Here is a 26,510-nt window from a genome sequence, read left to right on the forward strand (position 1 = left end):
CGGGAATACCTGCGACAATATGCGCCGCATGGATATCTTCAAAGTCTTCACCCTCGAAGCCGCGCACCGCCTGCCCAATGTGCCGGAAGGCCACAAGTGCGCGCGCCTGCATGGCCACAGCTTCCGGGTCGAACTGCGCGTGCGCGGCGAACCCGGCGCGGACACCGGCTGGGTGATGGACTTCGCCGACATCAAGGCTGCTTTCCGGCCCCTGTACGACCAGCTGGACCACCACTACCTCAACGACATCCCCGGCCTCGAGAACCCGACCAGCGAACGCCTGGCCATCTGGATCTGGGACCGCCTGAAGCCGCAGCTGCCCCTGCTGGCCGAGATCGTGGTCCATGAGACCTGCACCTCGGGCTGCCGCTACACCGGCCAAAACTGAATCGTTTAGAAATCTTTCCGGCTCTTGTTGCATTGCACAAAAATCCGGGTTATGCTGCGACGCACAAATCGGCATTCCGCCGGTTTCATACGGAGCATCACCATGTACCAGCAGTTCAACGACCAGTTCGCCGCGAACACGCGCCAGTACGCTGAGACTGCCGCGCACATCAACCGCCTCGCCCTGCAGAACGTCGAGCACGTGTTCGGCCTGCAGCTCGCCGCTTTCGAAGAAAACACCGGCGCCGCTTTCGCCTACTTCAACCAGCTGCTCGACGTCCGTGACCTCAACGGTCTGCGCGAAGTCGTTCCGGCCGGCGTCCAGATCGCCCGCGAGAACATCGAGCGCTCGGTTGTTGCCGGCCAGGAAGCCTACGAGTCCACCATCAAGACCAACGAGACCATCGGCCAGATCGCCAAGGGTCAGTTCGAGCAGGCCACCAAGAAGGCCACCGAGCAGGTCGAGAAGGTCGCCAAGACCGCCGGTCGCCGCAAGTAATACCGTTTCACGCTTTACCTCGTGGTTGTGGAAAGCCCGGCTTCGGCCGGGCTTTTTTTATGTCCTTCGCAGTCGTTGCCGCGATCAGTGTCCGTTCGTCGCCCGTGCCTCGGCGGCAAGCGCTGCGCAGACGGCAGCGGTGTGGTCGTCGGCGGGAAAGGCGCAATCGATGCGCATCTCGTCCAGCGTCACGTTGCGCGGCGTCGAGAAGGTGGTGATGGTTTCGAAGAAGCTGAGCTCGCCGCGACTGCTGCGGAAGGTCATCGTCAGGATCGGCGACGGCGCCCCGAGGGCATCGCGATGCAGCCAGTCCTTGGGCACGCCGGGATAACGCAGGATGTCCTCGAGCAGAGCCTGTCCCCTGCCATCGCCCGGAGAAGCGGCGATTTCCTGGTGGAGGTGGCGGATGAATTTTTCCGCGACCTCTTCCCAGTTGACGATGAAGGCGCGGATGTCCGCGGGGTCGAACACCTGGTGGAGGATATTGCCGTGCGGACTCCGGCGTCCCGACATCACCAGATCATTGACGCGGATCGCGCCGTCGTTGACCTGCAGCACGTTCCAGTAACGATCGAGCACGAAGGCCGGATACGGTTCCTGATGGGCGACGATCAGGCCGACCGCGCGTCGCATCATGTCCAGCGCCGGCGCGTCGAACGCGGTTTCGGCGTAATGCGGGGCGTAACCGGCGGCGACCATCAAGGCATTGCGTTCGCGCAACGGCATCGCCAGCACGTCGGCGATCCGCGCCAGCACGCCACGGCCCGCCTGCGCCTTGCCGGTTTCGATGTAGCTGAGATGACGGGTGGAGATGCCCGATTCCAGCGCGAGGTCGAGCTGGCTGAGGCGGCGCAGTCCGCGCCATTCGCGCAGCAGGTGCCCGATCGGCGGATGCCTCATCGCGTCGCTCAACCTTCCCATTCCAGGACGGCGAGTCGCGGCACCGGCAACACGCGATCGAGGATGGCGATGTTGTCTTCGCGATGCGACATCGCGGGATCGATGCTGTTGCCGATCCAGCCGACCAGGTCGCAGCCATCGGCGAGGATCGCGCGCGCGGTCGCACGTGCCTGGTGCACGCAGCCGAGGCGCAGGCCGACTACCATCACCACCGGCAGGTTGAGCGAACGCACCAGCTCCGATTGCTCCAGCTGCGGCATCAATGGCGCCAGCCAACCGCCAACGCCTTCGACGACCACGCCATCGGCGATCCGCGACAAGCGGAAATGCGCAGCCACGAGATTGATCGGATCGATGACGACGCCGGCATCGCGCGCGGCGAGCTCCGGCGCCAGCGGCAATTCCAGTGCATACGGATTGACGTCGGCATAGGGCGCTTCGACATTCGATGCCGCGATCAGCGCTTCGGCATCCTCGCTGCGCCATTCGCCATCGCGCCACGCGCAACCACTGGCGACCGGCTTCATGCCGACGACGCGGCGACCTTCCCGCGCGAGTTGGCGCAGCAGCCACGCCGAGGCATGCGTCTTGCCGATGCCGGTATCGGTACCGGTCACATAACAATTACGGGGGAGCGCGTTCATTCTTTCATTATCGCCAGAAGTCGGCCGCGATAAACTGTGCCGATGTTCACCACCGCCACCCTCGCCGGCAGCAAGCCGGAACAGTACGCGCAGCTGCTAGAGCAGGCCCAAGCCCTGCTCCACGACGAGCGCGACCGTATCGCCAACGCCGCGAATCTGTCGGCGCTGGTCTACAACGCGTTGCCCGCGCTCAACTGGGTCGGCTTCTATCTCTACGACGGCACCGAGCTGGTGGTCGGTCCGTTCCAGGGCCTGCCGGCCTGCGTGCGCATCCCGCTCGACAAGGGCGTCTGCGGCGCCGCCGCGCGTACCCGCACCACGCAGCGCGTGGAAGACGTGCACGCCTTCCCCGGCCACATCGCCTGCGATTCGGCATCGCGTTCGGAACTGGTGGTGCCGCTGGTTGCCGCCGATGGTTCGCTGATCGGCGTGTTCGACCTCGACAGCCCGGAACCGGCGCGCTTCGACGAGGAAGACCAGCACGGACTGGAAGCGATCGCCGCGGTCTTCGTGAAGTCGCTGGCCTAGGCGCCCGCGTCCACCACGATCAATTCGATCCCGAGGCGCTGCAGGCCCTCGCTGTATTCGCTGCTGATGCTGCCGTCGGTGATGACGGTGTGGACCTGGTCGAGCCGGGCGATGCGATGCAGGCTGACGCGCCCGAACTTCGAGGCATCGGTCAGCACCACCACCTTGCGTGCGCGCTCGACCATGCGGTGGTTGAGGTTGGCTTCGGCTTCGTCGTGGGTGGTCAGGCCGAATTGCAGGTCGAACCCGTCGACGCCGAGGAACAAGGTGTCGAAGCCGTAGGAATTGAGGCTGGCCTCGGCCTGCGCGCCCTGCAGCGACAACGCCTGCTTGCGCAGCAGTCCGCCGGTCAGGCGCAATTCCACGCCGGGTGCATTCGCGAGCTCCCAGGCGATATTGAGGCCGTTGGTCATCACGATCAGGTCGTGGTGATCGCGCAGGTGGTGCGCCAGCATCATCGTGGTCGAGCCGGAATCGATGATGATGTTGTCGCCGGGCTTGACCAGCCGCGCCGCGTGCGCGCCGATGGCGTCCTTGATCGGATGGTTCAGCACATCCTTCTCGTGGATGTCCTGTTCCTGCGGCGGCGTGCGGACCAGGGTCGCGCCGCCATGCGTACGCGTGGCCAGCCCCTGCGATTCGATGTGGGTGAGATCGCTGCGGATGGTGACCGACGACACGTCGAAGCGCTCGACCAGATCGGCGACATGGACGCTGCCGTGCTCGACCAGCGACTGGAGGATCTGTTCCCTGCGGCGTCGGGTATTGCGCATGACGGGCGGCGTTGACTGCATGACTTGAGATTATCCTGCCACGCGCGCTGCGGCGCGATTGCGGGCACAGGCGCGGGCATATTCGCCCAGCCGCCCGGCAACCTTGTCTCGAACCAAAGCGAGCGGATCGTCCTGCAGGCGGCCTTCGAACAGCGCGCGTGCCTGCTCCGGCAGGACCTGGCTGACCAGCATCTTCGGTGGCACCTGGTGACGCAGGTTGGCGACCAGCGTATCGACCGCCGCCTGCACCGCGGGATCGCCCCAGTAATAGCGGCAACGGTCGCTCAGGGCGTATTTGCGCAGTAGTTGCAGCTGGTGGGCATCACCGTGGTAGTGCTGCTGCCAGTTCTTCGGATTGCGCACCATGGCGTCATCGAGCACGGCCACGAGATTCGAGCGTTCGGCTTCCGGCACCAGCGCGTCCTCCATCGCCGCCAGCGCGAACAGGGCTTCGCGATAGGCGAAGGTCGCGGCCGGGCCGACCTTGAGGATGGCGAAATGATCGCGCACCAGTGCGTGCAGCGAGCTTTCCGTCTGGTAGTCGGTGGAATGCGCCTCGAAGACGATGCGCGGCTGCGCTTCGAGGAAGCGCGACAATTCTTTCGCCGCTTCCGGATCGTAGTGATGGACATCGCTGTGATCGAAATCGACGCCCGGCTGCACCACCATCGCGATGACGCGCTGCCATGCGGCTTCAAGGTCGGGCGCGGAGAATGCCTGACGATGGATGTCCAGCGTCTTGGCTGCCGCCTGCGGCGTCGTCACCTGCAAACCGACATCCAGCGATGCCTCGCCACCCGGCGTCGGCACTTCGGTGCCGATCACGTAGACCGGCGGTGGCAATCCGGCGTTCGCGGCCGTCGTTTCGGCGATGCGCGCGAGCAATGCCGAACGCTCGGCGACGATCTCGTCGGGCAACGGCACCGGATCATCGGCGCAGGACATGCTGCAATCGAGATGGATCTTCTCGAAGCCCGCGGCGACATAGGCGCGGATCAATTCCTGCGCATGCGCCATCGCTTCTGCGGCCGGCAATTTCTGCCAGGCATTGGGACCGAGATGATCGCCGCCGAGGATCAGGCGCTCGCGCGGGAAGCCATGCCTGCGCGCAAGTTCCAGCAGGTATTCGCGAAACTGCACCGGCGTCATCCCGGTATAGCCGCCAAACTGGTCGACCTGGTTCGATGTCGCTTCGACCAGCAAGGGCGTGCCGTATTCGTCGGCGACATCCATCGCGGCGAGCAGCACCTGATCGTTGCTGCAGCAGACGCTGCAGATCCCGACCGCTTCGCCAGCGCGATGTGCGTCGATGATGGACTGGAGAAGGGACACGTCAGGCTCCGAACGGTTCTGTGGGTGGATTCACTACTGCACCGTGCTGGCGCGCCAGCAACGCGGCGCCGCGGGCGCCACCGGCATCGCCGAACACCGGCGGCAGGATCGGTGGAACCCTGGTATTGCGAAAAAGATGCGTGGCAATCGCCATCGGAAGATCGCGATAGAGCGATTCCAGTTTCGACAATCCGCCACCGAGCACGATCGCATGCGGATCGAAAGCCTTCACCACGTCGGCCAGCGCATGACCGAGCACGTCGAGATGGATTGCCAGTGCACGCGTCGCCGCCGCATCGCCCGACCGTGCCGCCGCGATCACCGCGCCGGCGTCGGCCGCGTCGCCGCCCAGATGGCGATGCAGTCGTGCCAGTCCAGTCCCGGAGACATAGCATTCGACGCAGCCTTGCAAGCCGCAGGCGCAGTCGTGGATCGGCAATCCGTATTTCGCGACCAGCGTCGCCGGCACCGTCCAGTGCCCCCATTCGACGCCGAGGCCGTTGTAACCGGACACCAGTCGCCCATCGATGCAATAACCGCCACCCGCGCCGGTGCCGAGGATGGCGCCGATCATCGTCGGATAACCACCTGCGGCACCGCCGTTCGCTTCGGAGATGGCAAAGCATTGCAGGTCGTTGCCGATGCACAGCGGTCGCTGCAGACGCGCGCGCAAATCGGCGACAACGGGTTTGCCGGTGATCGCCGGAATGTTCACGCTGAAACCCAGTCCACTCTCGCGATCGACCACGCCCGGCAGGCCGATGCCGATGGCATCGCACTGCCGTCCGAGTTCGGCGTCGGCATTCGCCACCAACGCCGCGACGGCATCGAGGAAGGCCGGATAGTCCTGCGTCGGCGTCGTCACCCGTTGGCGATGCACGACCTCCAACGCGTCATCGCAGGCGACGAGCTCGATCTTGGTACCGCCGACATCGACGCCGTACCAGAGATGCATGCTGCGTTCGCCGACCGGCTCAGCCATGGCTATGGATGGTCACGCCCTGCACGACGCGATTGACCGTGCCGTCCGGGAAGGGATTGTCTGGCGTGAACCCGAGTGCGGCCGAGCGTCGCAACGCATAGCGCTGCGCGAACGTCAGCCACACCGGCGCCAGCCATGCATCGGGCAACTCCGGCACGCGCAAGCCCAGGTCATCGGCATCGCCGTCGACGACTGGACCGATCGACAACACCTGGCCGGCCACGCCATCACGGCGCAATTCGTCGAGCAAATCGCGTTCGTAGCGACGTGCGAGCGGTTGCGCGCTGCGGGCGACCACCACCAGCGTCTCGCCGTCGAGCAGCGACTTCGGGCCGTGGCGGAACCCCAGCGGCGTATTGGCGAATGCCGGCACGCGACCGGCGGTGAGTTCCAGCAACTTGAGCGCGGCTTCCCGCGACCAGCCCTCGAGCGGACCGCTGCCAAGATAGATCACGCGGGCATGCGGTTTCGCGGCAAGTTGCGCGAGTACGTTTTCCCACTGCCCCAGCGCTTCCTGTCCGAGCGTGGCGACCGCGCGCAACTGGGCGATACGCTGCGACCACGGCGCGGCATCGAACGTCGCAAGCGCAGCCAGCAGCATGCAGGTGAGGCTGCTGGTCATCGCGAACGCCCGATCGCAACTCGCCGCCGGCATCAACAAGGTGAAGGTATCGTCGCGACCACGACCACGACGCGCGAGTTCGCCTTCGGCATTGCAGGTGATGTCGAGGAAACGCGTGGTCGCGACCTTGTCGCGCACCAGATCGACGGCAGCGACGCTTTCCGGACTCGAACCGCTGCGGCCGAACGACACCAGCAACGTCGGGCGATCGCGCACCAGGTAGTCGTCGGGATGCGTCAGCAAGGACGTCGTGTGGATCGCACGCACGTCCGCCGGCCATTGCGCGTTGACACGGTCGGCGACCATCTCGGCAACGAAACCGGAACTGCCAGCGCCGGTGAAGATCACGCGGTTCCGCGGATCACTCAACCAGTCGCCAAGGAATGCCGTGAGCGCTGCCTGTTCTCGTTCGAGGATGTTGGCGAGTTCGTCCCACAACGCCGGCTGCTGGGCGATTTCCGCATGGGTATGGCCGCCGCCCAATTGCTGCCAGGTCGTCGCGTCTGAAAGCGGAGTTGCGTGCATGGTTGGAGCCTGAGGGGACCGGGCAACGATGGCCATTTTCTTTCGAAATGTCAAATATCGAAAATAAATAGAAAGTTTCTGTTTTGTTATCGATCCTTACCTGCCAAGCACAAGCTCACAACGCCCAAGGGCTCCCTTTGCATCCTGAATGCGCGATTCCGAAACCACAGGCTTACCTTATCTTTCGATTACCGCATTAATCTTGCATTTTATTTTCATTTTTATTGACTTTTCGAAAAATACTGCCCTAGAGTCGGCCCATCGCTTTCACATGCCGCTTACAAACGGTACTTCGGGGGTCGGTTTGTCGAGTCACGCACTACGCAAGAACGGATTGGCGGTCGCCATGGCGCTGTCGTTGCTGGCGGTTGGCCAGCCGGCCCTGGCCGATGCCGTCGGCGATCTTCGTGCGGTCGCACCCGCCACCGGCAATGACGCCGGATCCGCATGGGAGATCATCACCGCCAGCGGCGCCCGCCTGCGCATCGACGTCCTGCGTGCCGACCTGATCCGCGTCCAGGCCGGACGCAACGGCGTGCTGTCGCCGTCGGGCGACAAGGCGACGCCGATCGTGATGCCGCAAGCCGCGACCAAGACGACTGCAACGCTCGAACAGGACGCCAACGAGATCCGCTTCCGCACCGATGCGCTGGTGCTGCATGTGCAACGCCATCCGCTGCGGCTGTCGCTTGATCGCATCGAAGGCGGCAAGGCGACCGCGCTGTGGCGCGAACTGCAACCGCTCGATCTCGCGAAAGACCAGAGCGTGCAGGTGCTGTCCAGCGATGCCGGCGAGCGCTTCTTCGGCGGCGGCCAGCAGAACGGTCGTTTCGAATTCAAGGGCCGCGAACTACCGATCTCCTATTCCGGCGGCTGGGAGGAAGGCGATCGCCCAAGCCCCGCGCCGATGCTGCTGAGCTCGCGCGGCTGGGGCATGTTGCGCAACACCTGGAGCGACGGCAATTACGATCTGCGCCAGTCCGATGCGACGACGCTGCTGCACAAGGAAGATCGTTTCGATGCCTATTACTTCGTCGGCGCCGATCTCCATGCATTGCTCGATCGCTACACCGCGCTGACCGGCCGCGCGAAGATGTTGCCGCGCTGGGCACTGTCCTACGGCGATGCCGATTGCTACAACGACGGCGACAACAAGAAGAAGCCCGGCACCGTGCCCGCCGGCTGGAGCGACGGCCCCACCGGCACCACGCCCGATGTCATCGACAGCGTCGCCAAGAAATACCGCGAAAACGACATGCCGGGCGGCTGGATCCTGCCCAACGACGGTTACGGCTGCGGCTACACCGACCTGCCGAAGACGGTGCAGGGTTTGAAGAAATACGGGTTCCGCACTGGGCTGTGGACGGAAAACGGCGTCGCCAAGATCGCGTGGGAAGTCGGCACCGCCGGCACCCGCGTGCAGAAACTCGATGTTGCCTGGACCGGCAAGGGCTACCAGTTCGCGATGGACGCGAACCATTCCGCCTACGACGGTATCCTCAACAATTCCGATTCGCGTCCGTTCCTGTGGACGGTGATGGGCTGGGCTGGCATCCAGCGCTACGCGGTGGCGTGGACCGGCGACCAGAGCGGCAGCTGGGACTACATCCGCTGGCACATTCCGACACTCATCGGTTCGGGGCTGTCCGGTTACGCATATGCGACCGGCGATGTCGACGGCATCTTCGGCGGCAGCCCGGAAACCTTCACCCGCGACCTGCAGTGGAAGAGCTTCACGCCCGTGTTGATGGGCATGTCGGGCTGGTCGGCCAACGAGCGCAAGCATCCGTGGGCGTTCGACGAACCGTATCGCAGCATCAATCGCGACTACCTCAAGCTGAAGATGCGCCTGACGCCGTACATGTACGGACTGACGCGCGAAGCGGAAACCACGGGTGCGCCGATCGTGCGCGGGCTGATGTGGGACAACCCGCAGGATCCGCAGGCGCTGACCGAAGCGCATAAATACGAATTCCTGCTCGGTCGCGAATTGCTGGTCGCGCCGGTCTACCGCAGCCAGGCCGCGAGCCGCGGCTGGCGTCGCGACATCCACCTGCCGCAGGGCCGCTGGATCGATTACTGGGATGGCCGCCAGGTGAGCGCGCCCGCGCAAGGCGTGCAGATCGATCGCCAGGTCGAACTGAAGACGCTGCCGATCTTCGTGCGCGCCGGCGCCATCCTGCCGATGTATCCGGAGATGCTGTTCGACGGCGAAAAGCCGCTCGACGAAGTGACGTTCGACCTCTACCCGCAAGGCGAATCGCACTACACGCTGTACGAGGACGACGGCAACACGCGTCGCTACCAGCAGGGCGAATCCAGCGAGCAGACGATCGCCGTGCAGGCGCCGGCGCAGGGCAGCGGCGAAGTGCGCATCCATCTCGATGGCGTGAAAGGCCAGTACGCCGGCCAATTGCCGCAGCGTCGTTATGCCTTGCGCGTGCTGAGTCGCCAGCGCCCCGATGCCGTGCAGATCGATGGCCGCGCACTGCCTTTCCTCGCCGATCAAAAAGCGCTGGCAACGGCGAACGAGGGCTGGACCTTCGATGGCAACGATCGCCATGGCAGCGTGCATGTCCGCACGGCCGCGTTCGACATCCGCAGCGCGCACGATATCCGCCTCGATATCCCGACTGCAGCCGCGCCTGCCGACGACGTGTTCCCGAGCGCTCCGGCACTGGGTCGCGCCTTGCCCGCCGACAGCATGGTGGTGGTCAATCGTCCGGCCGAAGAGCCCGGGCATGCGCTGGAAAACGCCTTCGACGACGATGCCGGCACCTGGTTCCGCACCGTGCGCAACCAGGCGATCCACACCGGCGCGCACGAATGGACCATCGGTTTCGGCGAGCGCAAGTTGATCGACGGCATCGAGCTGGCGCCGCGCAACGACAAGAACTGGAAGTACGGCCAGATCCGCGACTACGAGATCTACATGGCCGACAGCAACGGCGAATGGGGCGAACCGATCGCACGCGGCCAGCTCAAGCTGTTGCAAGGCACGCAGAAGATCGAATTCGCGCCGCACGCCGGACGCCTGCTGCGCTTCCGCGTGCTGAGCGTGCAGAACCCCGAAGGCGACAACGCCAGCAACACCGATCCGATGGTGCTGGCCGCGGCGGGCGGCGACAACACGCGTGCCTACGATGCCCTGCAACCACGCGACGTCGGCCCGATCACGCTGTCGACCTTCCACGTCCTCGAGTACCAGGCCAGCGATCGCCCGGAACAGCAACGCTATCTGTCCGAACTGCCAATGCCGGCGAAGCTGGCGAACAGCGTTGCGCGCGACCACGCCCACGACGGCAAGTCGCCGCTGCAGATGAACGGCCTGCGCTTCCAGCATGGTCTTGGGGTTGGCGCCAGCAGTCGCATCGACCTGAAGCTCGATGGCGGCTGGCGTTTGCTGCGCGCCGACCTCGGCGTCGACGACAGCTGTCGCGATGCCGGCAGCCTGCGCTTCCAGGTGTGGAGCGACGGTCGCCTGCTCTACGACAGCGGCGTGGTGAAGGCGCCGGGCGTGGTCAAGCCCGAACTCGACATCCGCGGCGCCCACACCCTGAGCCTGCGCACGCTCGGCGCGCAATCGCCCAAGGTCTGCGGCAACTGGGCCAATGCCTTGCTCATCGGACAGCAGGGCGATAACGCATCAATCACCTCGACGCCCTGATCACGGGCGTCATTTCCTCCCACCCCGAACCACTCGCAAGTCCATATCGGCTTTTCGCCAGGAGACAAGGATGAAGCACCAAAACCACCGCCTTCCCAAGATGAGCCGTTGCGCACTCGCAGTCGCTCTTGGCCTCGGCCTTGTTGCTTCGATGCCTGTCATGGCGCAGTCGAACGCGACCACCACCATCTACGGCACCGTGCCCGCCGGCAACGATGTACGCGTCGTCCTCGTGAACAGCGCAACCGGTGCTGCACGCACGATCCAGCCCGATGCCAATGGCCGTTACAGTGCCAATTCGTTGCCGCCAGGCCATTACCAGGTCCGGGTGATGCGCGGCGACCAGGTCGTCAACACATCCGAGGTCGATGCCTTGCTCGGCAGCGGCGTCGAAGCGAGCTATGGCAGCGGCAAGGGTTCCGGTGCGGGCGACAAGGATCTCGGCTCGGTCGTCGTGACTGGCAGTGCGCACCGCATCGACACCACGACCACCAATAACGGCGTGACGCTCACCGCCCGGGAGCTGCAGACCCTGCCCGTCGCCAACGACGTGAATTCAGTGATCCAGCTGACCCCGGGCGTGACCCACAACACCAACGGCCAGTACGGCAGCACGCCGCAGATCGGCGGCTCGGGCGCGTCCGAGAACGCCTACTACGTCAACGGCTTCCCGGTCACCAATATCCTCACCCAGGTGGGCGCAGCCGAGCTTCCGTTCGGCGCCATCGACAACATGCAGGTGCTCACCGGCGGCTACGGCGCCGAGTTCGGACGCTCGACGGGCGGCGTCATCAACATCACCACGAAAAGCGGTAGCAACACGTGGCATGTGGGGGGCAAGTATTCGGTGATCCCGGGCGGCCTGCGCGGTAATCCGGCAAACACCCTGTACCCCGACACGGGCGCCAATCCGGCAACGGATGGCACCCTGCAATACTGGAACAAGGGCAACACCTCCACCAGCAAGGTCTATGGCCTTTACCTCGGCGGCCCGATCATCAGGAACAAGCTGTTCGCGTTCCTTGCGGCGGAGCAGACACGCACCGATTCCGAATCCATTGCCGCCACGCCCACCTCGACCGCATCCCAACTCAAAAACGGTTGGAACGTCAGCAACACCAAGGTGGAGCATTATCTGCTCAAGCTCGACTACAACCTGACGGACAACCACCACTTCGAAGTCACGAAGATGTACGACCGCACCACTTTGCAGTCGCAGAACTTCGGCTACAACTACGCCACCCACAGCTCCAACGGCGTGCCGGGCGGCGGCGGCAACACCTACATCAACAATTGTCCAAACAACAGCTACTGCGTTCCTGGTTCCAATCTCACCATTGCCAAGTACACCGGCTATCTCACCGACAAACTGACGATCACGGCGCTTTACGGCGACTCGCGCACTTCGCACGTGCGCACGCCCTGGGGCTACGATCCGACACTGGCCCAAACCAGCTCCAGCGTGACCTCGCGCGTGCCCGGCCTGACCTACAACGATCCCCAGCCCATCACCGGCCTGCTGGTGGCGAACGGCTCCGGCGACCGCCAGAAGGGTGGCCGCTTCGATGTCGAATACCAGTGGGGCAAACATGATCTGCGCGCCGGCATCGATCGCATGCTGATCAGTTCCACGGTGGGCAACGAGTTGGCGGGTGGCTCGCGCTGGGCTTACCAGTACTCCGCCAACCCGAACTACAAGCCCTTCGGCGCGACCGAGACGCTGGCCCAGGGCGGCGGCTACGGCCCGCAGGGCTATTACGTCAGCCAGAATTTCCAGTCCAAGATCGCGCATCCGACCAGCGTGCAGTCGGCCCAGTACATCCAGGATCGCTGGCAGGTCACGCCGCGCCTGCTGCTCGATCTGGGCCTGCGTCGCGAGCAGTTCACCAACAACGACAGCTTCGGTCGCGAGTTGATCTCGCAGCGGAACATGGTTGCGCCGCGCCTGGCTCTCAGCTGGGACATGATGGGTGACGGCACCACCAAGGTGTACGCCAATGTCGGTCGCTATCACCTGCCGGTGCCCTCCAGCCTGTCCAGCAACGTCGCCACCGGGCTGCTCTCCACCAGCAAGTACTACACCTATACCGGCGTCGATCCCGCTACCGGCGCACCGACCGGCCTGCATGCCATCAGTGGAATCGTTTCGGTCAACAACGCCTATGGGCAGACCCCGGATCCGCGCTCGCTGGTGGCCATCGACCTCAAGCCGTTCTCGCAGGACGAGTTCGCGGTGGGCGTCGAACACGTCATGTCCAAGGCATACATCGTCGGTGCCAGCCTGCTCTATCGCAGGCTCAACGACACGCTGGACGACACCTGCGACCAGCGCCCCATCGATGCCTGGGCGAAGCGCAACGGCGTCGATGCCAGCAACTACGCCGGCTTCAACTGCGCCATCATGAATCCGGGACGCAACAACAGCATGTTGGTGGACTTCGGCGACGGCGCAGGCCTTCGTCGCGTGGACATCACCGCGGAAGAATGGGGCACACCGCGCCCCAAGCGGAGCTACAAGTCGCTCAATCTCTTCGCCGAGCATCCCTTCAGCAACGGCTGGTACGGCAAGCTGACCTACACGCTCTCCTACAGCAAGGGCAATCAGGAAGGCCAGACCGATTCGGTCGGCGGCGGCGACGTTGGCTTGACCGTCAGTGACGACCACAAGGAACTGATGTACAACTCCTACGGCTACCTCGCCAACGACCATCGTCATGCGATCAAGGCGTACGGCTTCGTGCAGGTCCACCCGGACATCATCGTCGGAGCCAATCTGGAAGTGGTCTCGGGCGCGCCACGCAGCTGCACGGGCAATTATCCGTATGAAGACTTCGGCTACGGCTCGTCCTACTTCTACTGCAACGGCGTGCCCGCGCCACGCGGTACCGGTGGTCGCCTGCCCTGGACCAGTCGCCTGGACCTGAACTTCATCTACAAGCCCCATTTCATCAAGGGCGTGAGCCTCAAGGCCGACGTGTTCAACGTGTTCAACACGCAAACCACGACACGCATGAACGATTCGCATGAAAAAGACGATGGAACGGTCAGCGCCACCTACGGCCAGATCACCGGGCGGCAAGCGCCGCGTTCGGTGCGCCTGACCGCGGAATACACCTTCTGACCTTCATCGCGATGTCTTACGAAAAACCGCCGCGAAAGCGGCGGTTTTTCTTTGTCCGGCATCAATGCGTCCCGAGCACCGGATCCGCCACCCCCTGCACGCTGCGGATGGTTCCGGGCTCGTCGTCGAGAACGATGATCTCGTTCTTGCCCGGGTGCAGCCACACGCCCGGCAGGTAGAGGCTTTGTTGCGGCCCGACCTTCCAGTAGCGACCGAGGTGGTGGCCGTTCACCCACACTTGTCCGTGGTTCCAGCCACGCATGTCGATGAAGGTGTCGCCGACTTTTGGCAAGGCGAAATGGCCGCGCCAGAACATCGGGCCTGGTGCCGGATTGGCCTTGCCGAACTTCAGGCCTGACAAGTCGCGCAACGGCAGGGAATACATCTGCCACTTCGAGAGTTCGTCATCGCCGAATTCGACGCCACGAACGAGGCCTTTGCGTTCGTCGACCAGCTTGGCGCCGAAATTGATGCGACCCATATTCTCGACCAGCAGATCAAGTGTCTGCCCTTGCGCCAACGCGAGCGGCGCGGTCTTGTGCTGGCTGGCGCCGCGATACAGCGTCGCGAGTGGCTTGCCATCGGCCATCACGGTGACGCGATCGCGCGCCTCTCCGACATCGAGCGCCGCGGTCTGCGACTTGTCCATGCGGTGGCGATACAGCACGTAGCCGAAGTCCTGGCCAAGCTCTTCCATCGTCTTCGGATACTCCGACGCAACCGGTTTCGCGAGTGTCGGCAGCGCCGAGAGCAGCGAAACCGATTCGCTCAATTCGAAGCGTGGAATCGCGATCATCGCCGGGTTGTCGGGAATCGCCGGCAACGTTTCGCCTGCGGGCAGATGTTTCGCGATCGCATCGCGCAGCAACTGGAACTTCGGCGTGACGCGTCCGGCCTCATCGACCGGCGCGTCATAGTCGTAGCTGGTGGTGTCCGGCTGGTACGGCGGATCCTTCGCGTAGTTGGCCCCCGCGGTATAGCCGAAGCTGGTGCCGCCGTTGAACATGTAGAGGTTGAAGGAGATGTCGCGCGCGAGCAGCCAGTCGATGAAGGCGGCTTCGTTCGCCGGATCGGTGGTGTGGTGCTTCTCGCCCCAGTGGTCGAACCAGCCGGCCCAGTATTCGCCCACCATGCGTGGCGCGCCGGGACTGTACGTCGCGAACCACTTGAATGCCTCGTCGGCATCCTTCGGTCCGCCGGTGAAATTCAGCACGCCGGGCAGGCCGGGCAATCCGCCGCCATCGAAGAGCGAGCGGCCCGGACCATCGGCGTGGAAGAACTGCGCATCGAAACCGGCGTCGATGACTTGCTGCTTCACCGCCGCCATGTAGTCATGGTCGTTGCCGAACGATCCGTATTCGTTCTCCACCTGCACCATGATGATCGGGCCACCGCGCGACACGGTCAGCGACGCCAGCTGTTCTCCCACGTGCTTCAGGTAATTGCCGCCCGCCTGCATGAAGCGCGGATCGAGGCTGCGTACGCGCAGGCCGGGCGTCTTGAGCAGCCATGCCGGATAACCGCCGAAATCCCATTCGCTGCAGATGTAGGGACCAGGCCGGAGGACGACGTAGAGACCTTCTTCCTGCGCCATCTTCACGAACGCGGCGATGTCGAGATCGCCACTGAAATCCCACTGCCCGGGCTGGCGTTCGTGCAGGTTCCAGAACACGTAGGTGGTGATGGTGTTGAGGCCCAATGCCTTCGCCATCTTCATGCGTGCACGCCAGTAGGCACGTGGCACGCGCGCATAGTGCAGCTCGCCGGCGCGGATCACGAACGGCTTGCCGTCCAGCGCGAAATGATCGCCTTCGACGGCGAACGTGTGGCGCCGCGCCGGGGTATCGGCATATGCGGAAATCGCCGCGAGCATTCCCAGTGCCAATGCGCAGGTACGAAGTTTCATGTGTGCTCCCGTAAATCCATGAGTTCGATTGTTGTTCACCATTCGCGGATGCTGCCGTCGGCGCCGCGCCAGACCGGATTGCGCCAGGCGTGGCCCGTGCGCGCGGCTTCGCGCACGCGGGCCTCGTCGATCTCGATGCCGAGTCCCGGACCAGCGAGTGCATCGACCATGCCATCGCCGATCGCGAATACCTGCGGATTGCGCAGATAGGTCAGCAGATCGTAGCCATCGGTGTTGTAGTGGATCCCGAGCGACATTTCCTGGATCGCGAGATTGGGCGAGGCCAGCCCGACCTGCATGCAGGCCGCCAATGCGATCGGCCCGAGCGGGCAATGCGGCGCCAACGCGACATCGTAGGTTTCCGCCTGCGCGGCGATGCGCCGGCATTCCGAGATTCCGCCGGCATGGCTCAAGTCCGGCTGGATGACATCGACTGCGGCGGCCTCGAAGAATGGCTTGAAGTCCCAGCGGCTGTAGAGGCGCTCCCCGAGCGCGACCGGCAACGACGTCGATTGCGCGAACTGGCGAATCGCTTCCGGATGTTCCCCCAGCAACGGTTCCTCGATGAACAAGGGTTGCAGCGGCTCGAGCAAGCGCGCGAGCTGGCGCGCGGCCGGTTTGTGCACGCGCCCGTGGAAATCGAGGGCGACATCGAGTCCGAGATCGCGCACCACGGCGACACGTTCGAGCACGTCGTCGAAGGCACGCGGACTGGGCAACCAGTCGATGTCTTCGGTGGCGTTCATCTTCACTGCCTTGAAGCCCTGGCGCATGCGTTCGCGCGCGGCATGTTCGACTTCGGAAGGACGGTCGCCGCCGATCCATGCATAGACCGGAACGCGATCGCGCACGCGCCCACCCAGCAATTGCCAGACCGGAACGCCAAGCGTGCGCCCCTTGATGTCCCACAAGGCCTGGTCGAGTCCCGACAGCGCCGACATCAATACCGGCCCGCCGCGATAGAAGCCGAGTCGGTACGCGGTCTGCCAGATGTCCTCGATGTTCGCGGCATCCACGCCGATGAAACGATCGCGCAACGCGGCGAACGCACCCTCCACCGCTTCGGCATGGCCTTCGAGGCTGGCCTCGCCCCACCCGACCGCACCGGATTCCGTTTCAATGCGAACGAACAGCCAGCGCGGCGGCGTGCGGAAGGTTTCGATGCGAGCAATCTTGCCCATGGGCTCCTCTTCGCGCAGGGGCGCGGTTCACGCAAGCATATTTATCATACAAAATAATTCAACACCATCGCGGCGCAGGGCGGATCTGGCAGAATCCTGACTCCGGAACGATTGCAACCCGCTCCACACACGGCACCCAGATGACGCGCAGCGCGAACAGCAACAACCTGACACGGCGACTGGTCGAAACTTTGGGCGTTGCGATCGTCACCGGGGTCTACGGACCGGATCGCCCGTTCCCGACCGAAGCGCAGCTCTGCATCGAACTCCAGGCGAGCCGCAGCGTGCTGCGCGAAGCCGTGAAGATGCTGACGGCCAAGGGCCTGCTCAGCGCCCGCCCGCGCCGCGGCACGATCGTCGAGCCGGAAGCGCAGTGGAACCTGCTGGATCCCGACGTCCTGCGCTGGACGCTGGAACGCAAGTTTTCGCCGCAGCTTCTTGCGGAATTCACCCAGATGCGCCTCGCCATCGAGCCGCGCGCCGCGATGCTCGCGGCGCACCTGGCCGATGCGGCCGCGTTGCAGGCCATCGAGGACGCACTGGAACGCATGCACGCCGCCGAATATGGCGATGACGATCCCCTCGAATCCGACATCGCGTTCCATGTCGCGATCCTGCGCGCGAGCGGCAATCGCCTCTATGCGCAGCTGCGCGACCTGGTTGCGACCGCATTGCGTTTCTCGATCCCGCGAACCAATCGCGCCAAGGGCGTGGCGCGCGCCAATCTGCCCGATCATCGCCGCGTTTACACCGCGATCGCCGCCGGCGATGGCGTGCGTGCTTTCCGTGCGATGGAAGCATTGCTGAGCGAAGTCATGCAGTTGATCGACAACACGCCCGCGAACAGGCCGCGGGCGCGTCGCAGCGCCAAGGGCTGAAATCGAAAGCCTGTAGCTGCACGAACTTGCGCTGAAACCGACTTCAATCGAAAGCCGGCCATAGGTCCACCTTGCGCTTTGCCGGCCGTGCGTCGCATTCGCGATTTTTATTGCCGAAAACTGCCGTTCCGGTCTTGATTGTTGCGTTGCGCTCTGATTATCGTTTATATGATTTATATGACTTTTCAGGGAAGCCACATGAACACGACGCATGCATCACGCAACCGGACCTTGCGCAAATCACTGTTGACCGTCGGCCTGATCGTCGGATTGTCGATGGCGCATGACGTCGCCGCGCAATCGATCACCGGTGGCCTCTATGGCGCGGTCCCGGCCAACAACGGCAAGACGCAAGTGGTGCTCACCAGTCCGGATACGGGCCTGAGGCGCGAACTGCAGCTCGATGCGCAGGGCCGCTATCGTGCATCGGGCCTCAATCCTGGCCATTACGTGGTCACGGTGACCCTGGACGGCAAGACCATCACGCGCGATGTCATCGTCAAGCCGAACAGCGACAGCGCCGTCGCCAACGTGGAAGCGGCGACGGACAACGGCGGCAACCTCGGCAAGGTCGTCGTGACCGGCAAAGCGGCGACCAGCACGATCACGATCGACACCACGACCCCGGAAATGTCGAGCAGCTACAGTCGCGAGCTGGTCAACGAGTTGCCCCTGTCGGCGTCCGCAAACCCGGAAAGCATCGCCCTGCTGCGCTCGAACGTACGCTACGACCGCCACGGGACAGGCCTGGTGCAGCTGGCCGGCGCGACGCCTGCCGAAAACCGCTACTACCTCAACGAATTCGACATCACCAACGACAAGAGCTCGCTCGGCGCCCTCAGCCAGTTGCCGCGCGAAGCGATCGCCAACACCGAAGTGCTCGCTGGCAGTTTCGGCGCGTCGTGGACCAATGCGACTGGTGGCGTGATGTCGCAAACGGTGCGGCAAGGCAGCAACGACTTCAAGGCCGGTTACTCCCTGTATTACACCCCGCCGACCTCCAGCACGCTGAGGCCGCAGCCCAAGGACTTCAAGGACGGCAACGGCAACTACGTCAGCTACGCCAGCCACAACCACACCGATGCCGCCATGACGCATTACCTGTGGGCCTCGGGCGCGATCGTGAAGGACAAGCTATTCGCCTTCGGCCTGTTCGGCGACACGCCGTCCTATTTGAATTACAGCTACAGCCAGAGCCGCTACACGGAATCGAAGAGCAAGAACAAGAGCATCATGCTCAACCTGACCTGGAACATCACCAGCGATCAGACCCTCAACCTGATCGCATCGGACAAGCGCAGCAACAGCGCCAGCTGGAGCTACCTGCTCAAGGGAACCTATTCGACCAATGTCGGCAAGCTGTCTTCGGTGTCGCAACCGGCGCCCACGCGCGAACGCTTCCTGATCGGCAACTACCACTGGAACATCACCGACAACCTCGAGCTGCGCCTGATGGGCGGGTTCCTGGGCCGAATCCAGGACCGTGGCTACGGCACGGATAATCCCCCTTATGTGCAGACGCTCACCGGCCAATCGACGTACACCAACATCGGCATCCAGGATCGCCAGACCAACTTCCTGCCCACCGACTACTGGCGGCGCGGCTACAAGGGCGACGTGACCTGGCATATCGGCGATCACAAGATCCGCTTCGGCGCCGAACGCTATACCCATTTCGTGCAGCAGGACTGGCATTCGGTGTTCGCCGGCATCTATACCTACAAGACGGCCTCCACTTCGTTCACCGCGGTCAATGGCGCGACGATTCCCGCCGGCAATTACGTGCAGTGGGACTTCAACCACCAGTTCGGCCAGATGTATTCGATCAACGAGGGCGCCTACCTCGAGGATTACTGGAACGCGACCGACAAGGTGGTGGTATATGGCGGCCTGCGCTTCGACCGTTTCATCAACCACAACGCGCGCAACGGGCCGCTGTTCTCGTTCCCGACGCTGTCGCCGCGCCTCGGCATGGCCTGGGATGTGAAGGGTGATTCCAGCTTCAAGGTCGGCGCCAACATCGGTCGTTACTCGTTGTCGATGCCGGCGGACTTCGCCTTCGGCGTTGCCAGTGCCAATCTCACGGAATCGAAGTGGTACACCTATACCGGCATGGACCCGGTCACCAAGGCACCGACCGGCCTGACCCAGCTCGGTCCGGACTATACCTATCCTGGCCAGAACGGCATTCCGGCCAAGGACTATGAGGTGGCGACCACCAACGTCAAGGCCCCCTCAGTGACCGAGCTACAACTGTATGCGCAGAAGCGCTTGGGTGGCAGCTGGACGGGACAAGTTGATTTCGGCTATTCGCAACTCAAGCGCGTGATCAACCAGACCTGCTGGTCTGTCGGCATCGAGCAATGGGCGCAATCGCACGGCTATCCGAACTACACCGATCCCGGCAACTGCTTCGAGCTGAATCCGGGTGAAGACGTCACTGTCCTGCGCGACTTCCGCGGCGACGGCACGCTGGCTTCGATGACGATTCCGGCATCGGCGTTCGGCCTGCCCAAACCCAAGCACAGGTATTTCCACGTCACGTTCGACCTCAACCATGCACGGAGCACGGAGGAGCCGTGGTACCTCGGCCTGAGCTACACATGGACGCGTTCGTTCGGCAACGACAATGGCTACCTGTCCGTACAGGAAGGTGGCGGCTACGGCTCGGGTTACATCGGCCAGAACGACCTGTATTACATCCCCGATAACACCTTTGGTGCATACGGAAACCTGGTGGACGACGTGCGCCACAAGATCACCGCATCGGGCGTGTATTACTTCAGGAACGGCCTGCGCGTGGGCGCGGTGTTGAACGTGCAGTCGGGCGAACCGCTCACCTGCTACGGCCTCAACCCCGATGAGAACAGCTACTCATACCAGTGGGGCGCCTACGGGCATTACTGCGATGTCAACAGTCCCGGCAAGATCACTCCCGCCGGCACCAGCGGTCGCCTGCCATGGCTGTGGCAACTCGACGCCAGCCTCGGCTATGACCGCAACATCGGACCACACAACAAGTTGAGCATCGACCTGAGCGTGCAGAACCTCACCAACGCGCGTGCGCTCACCAACCGCAACAACGGCTACAGCGACTACGACTATGCGAATGGCGGGGTCACGAAGTTGAACAACTGGTACACCCCGTCGCAGTATCAGGCGCCACGGACCACGTACCTGGTGTTCCGCTACGAGTTCCACTGAGCACGCCATGCGAATCCTGCTTGCGATCCTGTTCCTGGCCCTGCTGTCACCCGCCGCGTCCGCGGGTGACGGCAATCTGGCACGCACACCCCCGATGGGCTGGAACAGCTGGAACCAGTTCAATTGCCGGATCAGCGACAAACTGATCCGGCGCACCGCCGACGAAATGGCCAGCAATGGGATGCGCGACGCCGGCTACGTGTACCTGACCATCGACGATTGCTGGCAAGGCCAACGCGACGCCAGCGGCGTGCTGCACCCGAGCGACAAGTTCCCGGACATGAAGGCGCTGGGCGATTACATCCATGGCAAGGGCCTGAAATTCGGCATCTATTCCTCGCCGGGACCAACCACCTGCATGGGACGACCGGGCAGCCTCGACCATGAGGAGCAGGACGCGAAGATGTTCGCCGACTGGGGTGTGGACTATCTCAAGTACGACTGGTGCGGTGCGCGCAAGCTCTACAAGATCGAAGACATGCCGCGCCTGTACTCGAAGATGCACGACGCGCTGCGCAGGACCGGTCGTCCGATCGTCTACAGCCTGTGCCAGTACGGCTGGGGCGGCGTGTGGACCTGGGGTGCATCGGCCGGCGGCAACCTGTGGCGTACCACGGAAGACATTTCTGCTTCATTCGAGAGCATTGCGCATCGTGGCTTCGCGCAATCCGGGCTGGAACAGTACGCGGGGCCCGGCCACTGGAATGATCCGGACATGCTCGAAGTCGGCAATGGCGACCTCACGCTCGAGGAAAACCGCTTCCACATCAGTCTCTGGAGCATGCTCGCGGCGCCGCTGATCGCCGGCAACGATCTCGTCAGCATGGATGACGAAATCCTGGGCGTGCTCACCAATCGCGAAGTCCTCGCCATCGACCAGGATGCACTGGGCAAGCAGGCGCGGCGGATCAAGCAAACCGGACCGATGTCGATCTGGTTGAAACCACTGGCGGATGGCAGCTATGCCGTGGGCTTCTTCAGCACCAGCGAACGCGAACTGGCGGGCAGCATCGCTCTCCAGGAACTCGGGCTGCCGCGCAAAGCAAGCGTGCGCGATCTGTGGGCAAAGCGCGACCTGGGCGTCGTCAATGACAAGCTCGAAGCGACGCCACCGCGGCATGGGGTCGTTCTCCTGAAGGTCACGCCGTTGCGTTGAAATGGCGGAGATCGCCCTGCACTGCGGCAAGTGGCGCGCGATGGTGCGCCCCGAACTTGGCGGCGCACTGACGCGTTGCGAGATCGAACGCAACGGGAGCTGGCTGCCACTGCTGCGTTCGACTTCCACGGAAGCAGGTGACGTGCTGGAAACGGCGTGTTTCCCTGTGGCGCCGTTTTTCGGTCGCCTGCGTGGCGGTCGTTTTGTCTTCCGCGGACGCGAGATCGTGCTCCCGCCGATCGGACCGCACCCGACACCGCTGCACGGTTTCGTCTGGCGCATGCCGTGGCAGATCGATACAAGCACGGATGCCGCGCTCACCCTCGCATGTGCTCATCACGCAGGCGCGTGGCCATGGCCGTTCACGACAACACAGACTTTTGAACTCGATGGCGGCGGACTGACGATTTCACTTGTCGTGCGCAACAGCGGCCATGAAGCAATGCCTTGCGGGATTGGCCTGCACCCCTGCTTCCCCTGCGATGCCGCAACCCGATTGTTTGCGGACGTTGAGGCCGAGGTGGCGCTTGATTCCGGAGTACTCCCGATCGACCCCGCCCCAACCGGACGCGTGGCCATCACCGAGGACATGCGGCTTCAACGTCGCGCCCTCCATCGCAGCGGGATGGACTGCAGTTTCGAGGGCTGGACCGGCACCGCGGTCATCGAGCAACCTGCGCTCGGCTATCGCTTGCGCCTGACGGCGTCACCCGCCATCTCGCGCCTGCATGTGTACGCACCGAGCGACGACGATTGCTTCTGCGTCGAGCCCGTCAGCCACGCGATCGATGCGTTCAACCTCGATGAAGCCGACCTGGCGAAAGCCGGGGTGCGGGTATTGGCGCCCGGCGAATCGCAGCGGATGCAGATGCGCTTGTCGCTCGATCCCTGAGCGTACTGCGTTATTCCACCGTCACCGATTTCGCCAGGTTTCGCGGCTTGTCGACGTCGGTGCCACGCGCCAGCGCGGTGTGGTAGGCCAGCAACTGCATCGGGATCGCATGCACCACCGGCGTCAGCATGCCGCCATGGCGCGGCGTGCGGATCACGTGGACGCCTTCGGACTCCTCGAAGTGGGTATCGGCATCGGCGAACACGAACATCTCGCCGCCACGCGCGCGCACTTCCTGGATGTTCGACTTCACCTTCTCCAGCAAGGCATCGTTGGATGCGGTGACGACCACCGGCATGTCCTTGTCGACCAGCGCCAGCGGACCGTGCTTGAGCTCGCCGGCCGGATAGGCCTCGGCGTGGATGTAGGTGATTTCCTTGAGCTTGAGCGCGCCTTCCAGCGCGATCGGATAGAACACGCCACGACCGAGGAACAGTGCGTTCTGCTTCGGCGCGAAACGCTCCGCCCAGGCGGCGATCTGCGGTTCGAGGTTGAGCGCGAACTGGACGTTGCCAGGCAGGTGGCGCAATTCCTCGATCAACTGCTGTTCGCGCGCGGCATCGAGTCGACCGCCGTGCTTGGCCAATGCGGCGGCCAGGATGAAGAGCGCCGCGAGCTGGGTGGTGAAGGCCTTGGTCGAAGCAACGCCGATTTCGGCGCCGGCACGGGTGTAGAACACCAGCTTGCTGGCGCGCGGGATCGCGCTTTCCGGCACGTTGCAGATCGACAGCGTGCGTTGCATGCCGTGCTGCTTGGCGTACTTCAGCGCTTCCATGGTGTCGAGGGTTTCGCCCGACTGCGAGATCGTCACCACCAACTGCTTCGGGTTGGCGACGATGTCGCGATAGCGGTATTCGCTGGCGATGTCGACCGCGCACGGGATGCCTGCAAGCGACTCGATCCAGTAGCGCGCGACCATGCCGGCGTAATAGCTGGTGCCGCAGGCGAGGATCTGCACCGAATCGACGCCCGCGAACACGTCCGCTGCGTTGTCGCCGAACAGCCCGAGGTCGAAGCCGCCGGCATCGATCACGCCTTCCAGCGTGTCGGCAAGCGCGCGCGGCTGCTCGTGGATTTCCTTCTGCATGAAGTGGCGATACGGACCGAGTTCGAGCGACGCCAGCGAGACATCGGACATGTGGATGTCGCGCTGCACTTCGTGGTCGTGGCTGTCGAACACGCGTACGCCGTCGCGGTGCAGTTCGGCGGTGTCGCCTTCCTCGAGGAAGATCACCCGGCGCGTCGCCTGGATGATCGCGGAGACGTCGGAGGCGATGAAGTTCTCGCCGTCGCCGAGGCCGACCAGCAGCGGGCACCCCATGCGGGCGGCAACCATGGTGTCGGGCGTGCGACGATCGATCACCGCGATCGCGTAGGCGCCTTCCAGTTCCTTCACCGCCTTCTGAACCGCGAGCAGCAGGGACAGCCCGGTCGACTGGTAGTAATGGACGAGGTGCGCGATCACTTCGGTATCGGTCTGCGACGTGAATTCGTAGCCGAGTCCGCGCAGGCGTTCGCGCTGCGCCTCGTGGTTCTCGATGATGCCGTTGTGCACCAGGGCGAGGTCGCCGTGGCTGACCATCGGGTGGGCATTGAGTTCGGTCACGCCGCCATGCGTCGCCCAGCGCGTATGGCCGATACCGATCGGGGCGTTGAACGATTCGGCGACCGCCGCCTGTTCCATCTCCATGACGCGGCCGGTGCGGCGCACGCGGCGCACGCTGTCGCGCTCGACCACGGCGATGCCGGAAGAATCGTAGCCGCGGTATTCCAGCCGCTTCAGGCCTTCGACCAGCACCGGGACCACGTCACGGCTGGCGATCGCACCGACGATTCCACACATGGATTCCGCACCTCTCCTGGAAAGCACCCATTCTACCGGGCCACGACGAGTGTCCGCGGACGTCCGGACGCCGGCCTGGACACGCGAAAGACTGCATTCAGCCAATCGGATCAATGGCTTGGCGTTGGCACGCGGCTTGCGTAGGGATGGATGACGATTTCTTCATTTTGATCATCCACACACCATGGCCATCCGCGACACCTCCGCCCAGGACACCCGGCTCAACGCCGACCGCCCTTCGCCCGCACGCCGCAAACGCATCCTCGTGATTGCGGTGGCCGCGATCGCCCTGCTCGCGCTGATCGGCTGGGTCGGCATGAACTGGCTCGCTGGTGGCCGTTCGGTCGATGCCTCACGGGTGCGCATCACCACCGTCAAGCGCGGCGACCTGGTGCGCGACATCGCCGCCGAAGGCCGCGTGATCGCCTCCAACAGTCCGAGCCTCTACGCGATCGCCGGCGGTACGGTGAACCTGCACGTGGTCGCGGGCGATGCGGTGAAGGAAGGCGACGTCCTCGCAGAAGTCGATAGCCCGGAACTGCGCTCGAAACTGGCGCAGGAAGAATCGACGCTGGCGAGCATGGAAGCCGATGCCGGCCGCGCGACGCTGGATGCGCAGCTGGCACGATCGAACGCGCAGAAGGCGCTCGACCAGGCCCAGATCGACAACACCACGGCGACCCGCGACCTGCAGCGCTACAAGCGTGGCTACGAGGGCGGCGCACTCCCGCAGATCACCCTTGCCACTGCCCAGGACACGATGAAGAAGGCCGAGCTTGGCCTGTCGAGCGCTCAACGCAACTTCAAGCTGCAGGGCGCCAGCGCATCGCTGGACGCGCGCAACAAGCATCTCCTTGCCGACCGCCAGCGTTCGGTGGTGACCGAACTGCGCCGCCAGGTCGATGCCCTGAAGATCCGCGCGCCCTTCGATGGCCAGGTCGGCCAGGTCTTCGTGCAGCCGCGTTCCAACCTGCAGGCCAATGCCGCGGTGCTGAGCGTGGTCGACCTGTCGCGCTTCGACGTCGAGATCAAGGTCCCGGAAAGTTTCGCCCGCGATCTCGCCATCGGCATGCCGGCGCAACTCAGCGGCAACAACAAGACCTATGCCGCCAACGTCATCGCGGTGTCGCCGGAAGTGGTGAACGGCGAAGTGAGCGCGCGCCTGCGCTTCGCCGAAGGCCAGCAGCCACCTGGCCTGCGCCAGAGCCAGCGCCTGTCCGCACGCATCCTGCTCGACACCCGCCGCAACGTGCTGATGGCCGAACGCGGCCCCGCGCTCGACCAGTCGAGCACGCAGGCATGGCTGATGGACGGCTCGACCGCGTCGCGCCATGCGGTCAAGGTCGGCGCCGCCAGCATCGATTCCATCGAAATCGTGTCCGGCCTGCAGGAAGGCGACAAGGTCGTCATCTCCGGGGTCGAGGACTTCGGCAACAACGAACACATCCGGATTCACTGAAACACGCCCAC

Annotated in this window: 19 protein-coding genes; 10 read left to right on the forward strand and 9 right to left on the reverse strand. The window is 64.0% G+C overall.

Going from position 1 to position 26,510, the window contains the following annotated elements:
- Positions 1-28: 28 nt before the first annotated feature.
- Both queD and ABE093_RS05465 read left to right on the forward strand, forming a co-directional pair.
- Positions 29-388 (forward strand): 6-carboxytetrahydropterin synthase QueD, encoded by a 360-nt coding sequence (queD, locus tag ABE093_RS05460; RefSeq protein ID WP_430759816.1) that lies wholly within the window; start codon positions 29-31, stop codon positions 386-388.
- 102 nt (positions 389-490) lie between these two features.
- Complete coding sequence (locus ABE093_RS05465) at positions 491-886, forward strand: phasin family protein (RefSeq protein ID WP_430759817.1); 396 nt, start codon at positions 491-493, stop codon at positions 884-886.
- An 84-nt stretch (positions 887-970) separates the two neighbouring features.
- Here the strand turns inward: ABE093_RS05465 and ABE093_RS05470 are convergent, their stop codons facing one another.
- A complete protein-coding gene (locus tag ABE093_RS05470) occupies positions 971-1,798 on the reverse strand; it encodes a helix-turn-helix domain-containing protein (RefSeq protein ID WP_430759818.1) in 828 nt (275 codons plus the stop codon).
- Complete coding sequence (gene bioD / locus ABE093_RS05475) at positions 1,795-2,430, reverse strand: dethiobiotin synthase (RefSeq protein WP_430759819.1); 636 nt, start codon at positions 2,428-2,430, stop codon at positions 1,795-1,797. The genes ABE093_RS05470 and bioD overlap by 4 nt, the downstream gene beginning before the upstream one ends.
- Before the next feature lie 42 nt (positions 2,431-2,472).
- Between bioD and ABE093_RS05480 the strand changes: the two genes are divergently transcribed.
- A complete protein-coding gene (locus ABE093_RS05480) occupies positions 2,473-2,958 on the forward strand; it encodes a GAF domain-containing protein (RefSeq protein WP_430759820.1) in 486 nt (161 codons plus the stop codon).
- On the opposite strand, the gene ABE093_RS05485 is transcribed toward ABE093_RS05480, so the two are convergent.
- The 4 genes from ABE093_RS05485 to ABE093_RS05500 are packed head-to-tail and all read right to left on the reverse strand — an operon-like array spanning position 2,955 to position 7,192.
- Positions 2,955-3,752: a DeoR family transcriptional regulator gene (locus ABE093_RS05485; RefSeq protein ID WP_430759821.1), complete on the reverse strand. Its 798-nt coding sequence runs from the start codon at positions 3,750-3,752 to the stop codon at positions 2,955-2,957. The genes ABE093_RS05480 and ABE093_RS05485 overlap by 4 nt on opposite strands.
- A 9-nt stretch (positions 3,753-3,761) precedes the next feature.
- The gene (locus ABE093_RS05490; protein WP_430759822.1) at positions 3,762-5,063 is read right to left on the reverse strand and encodes a D-tagatose-bisphosphate aldolase, class II, non-catalytic subunit; all 1,302 of its coding nucleotides are present in this window, start codon (positions 5,061-5,063) and stop codon (positions 3,762-3,764) included.
- A gap of 1 nt (position 5,064) precedes the next feature.
- Positions 5,065-6,045, reverse strand: coding sequence for an ROK family protein (locus ABE093_RS05495; RefSeq protein WP_430759823.1), 981 nt, complete (start codon positions 6,043-6,045; stop codon positions 5,065-5,067).
- Complete coding sequence (locus ABE093_RS05500) at positions 6,038-7,192, reverse strand: SIS domain-containing protein (RefSeq protein WP_430759824.1); 1,155 nt, start codon at positions 7,190-7,192, stop codon at positions 6,038-6,040. The genes ABE093_RS05495 and ABE093_RS05500 overlap by 8 nt, the downstream gene beginning before the upstream one ends.
- 346 nt (positions 7,193-7,538) lie before the next feature.
- On the opposite strand from ABE093_RS05500, the gene ABE093_RS05505 reads away from it, so the two are divergent.
- Positions 7,539-10,859: a TIM-barrel domain-containing protein gene (locus ABE093_RS05505; RefSeq protein ID WP_430760096.1), complete on the forward strand. Its 3,321-nt coding sequence runs from the start codon at positions 7,539-7,541 to the stop codon at positions 10,857-10,859.
- A 70-nt stretch (positions 10,860-10,929) separates the two neighbouring features.
- Entirely contained in the window at positions 10,930-13,980 is a 3,051-nt protein-coding gene (locus ABE093_RS05510; RefSeq protein ID WP_430759825.1) for a TonB-dependent receptor, read from the forward strand.
- Positions 13,981-14,041: 61 nt separating this feature from the next.
- On the opposite strand, the gene ABE093_RS05515 is transcribed toward ABE093_RS05510, so the two are convergent.
- Entirely contained in the window at positions 14,042-15,886 is a 1,845-nt protein-coding gene (locus tag ABE093_RS05515; RefSeq protein ID WP_430759826.1) for a glycoside hydrolase family 35 protein, read from the reverse strand.
- A gap of 35 nt (positions 15,887-15,921) precedes the next feature.
- A complete protein-coding gene (gene dgoD, locus ABE093_RS05520; RefSeq protein WP_430759827.1) occupies positions 15,922-17,067 on the reverse strand; it encodes a galactonate dehydratase in 1,146 nt (381 codons plus the stop codon).
- 140 nt (positions 17,068-17,207) lie between these two features.
- Here dgoD and ABE093_RS05525 point away from each other — a divergent pair, with 140 nt between their 5' ends.
- The 4 genes from ABE093_RS05525 (at position 17,208) to ABE093_RS05540 (ending at position 23,197) form a co-directional block, all read left to right on the forward strand.
- Positions 17,208-17,945 (forward strand): FadR/GntR family transcriptional regulator, encoded by a 738-nt coding sequence (locus ABE093_RS05525; RefSeq protein ID WP_430759828.1) that lies wholly within the window; start codon positions 17,208-17,210, stop codon positions 17,943-17,945.
- Between the two features lie 198 nt (positions 17,946-18,143).
- Positions 18,144-21,149, forward strand: coding sequence for a TonB-dependent receptor (locus tag ABE093_RS05530; RefSeq protein ID WP_430759829.1), 3,006 nt, complete (start codon positions 18,144-18,146; stop codon positions 21,147-21,149).
- Positions 21,150-21,156: 7 nt separating this feature from the next.
- Entirely contained in the window at positions 21,157-22,305 is a 1,149-nt protein-coding gene (locus ABE093_RS05535) for a glycoside hydrolase family 27 protein (RefSeq protein WP_430759830.1), read from the forward strand.
- Position 22,306: 1 nt separating this feature from the next.
- Positions 22,307-23,197: an aldose 1-epimerase gene (locus ABE093_RS05540; protein WP_430759831.1), complete on the forward strand. Its 891-nt coding sequence runs from the start codon at positions 22,307-22,309 to the stop codon at positions 23,195-23,197.
- A 10-nt stretch (positions 23,198-23,207) separates the two neighbouring features.
- On the opposite strand, the gene glmS is transcribed toward ABE093_RS05540, so the two are convergent.
- Positions 23,208-25,040 (reverse strand): glutamine--fructose-6-phosphate transaminase (isomerizing), encoded by a 1,833-nt coding sequence (gene glmS / locus ABE093_RS05545; protein ID WP_430759832.1) that lies wholly within the window; start codon positions 25,038-25,040, stop codon positions 23,208-23,210.
- 184 nt (positions 25,041-25,224) lie between these two features.
- On the opposite strand from glmS, the gene ABE093_RS05550 reads away from it, so the two are divergent.
- Entirely contained in the window at positions 25,225-26,499 is a 1,275-nt protein-coding gene (locus tag ABE093_RS05550; RefSeq protein ID WP_430759833.1) for an efflux RND transporter periplasmic adaptor subunit, read from the forward strand.
- The last annotated feature ends 11 nt before the right edge of the window (positions 26,500-26,510 follow it).

It is taken from the genome of Solilutibacter silvestris (assembly GCF_050574925.1).
Taxonomy (GTDB): Bacteria; Pseudomonadota; Gammaproteobacteria; order Xanthomonadales; family Xanthomonadaceae; genus Solilutibacter; species Solilutibacter silvestris_A.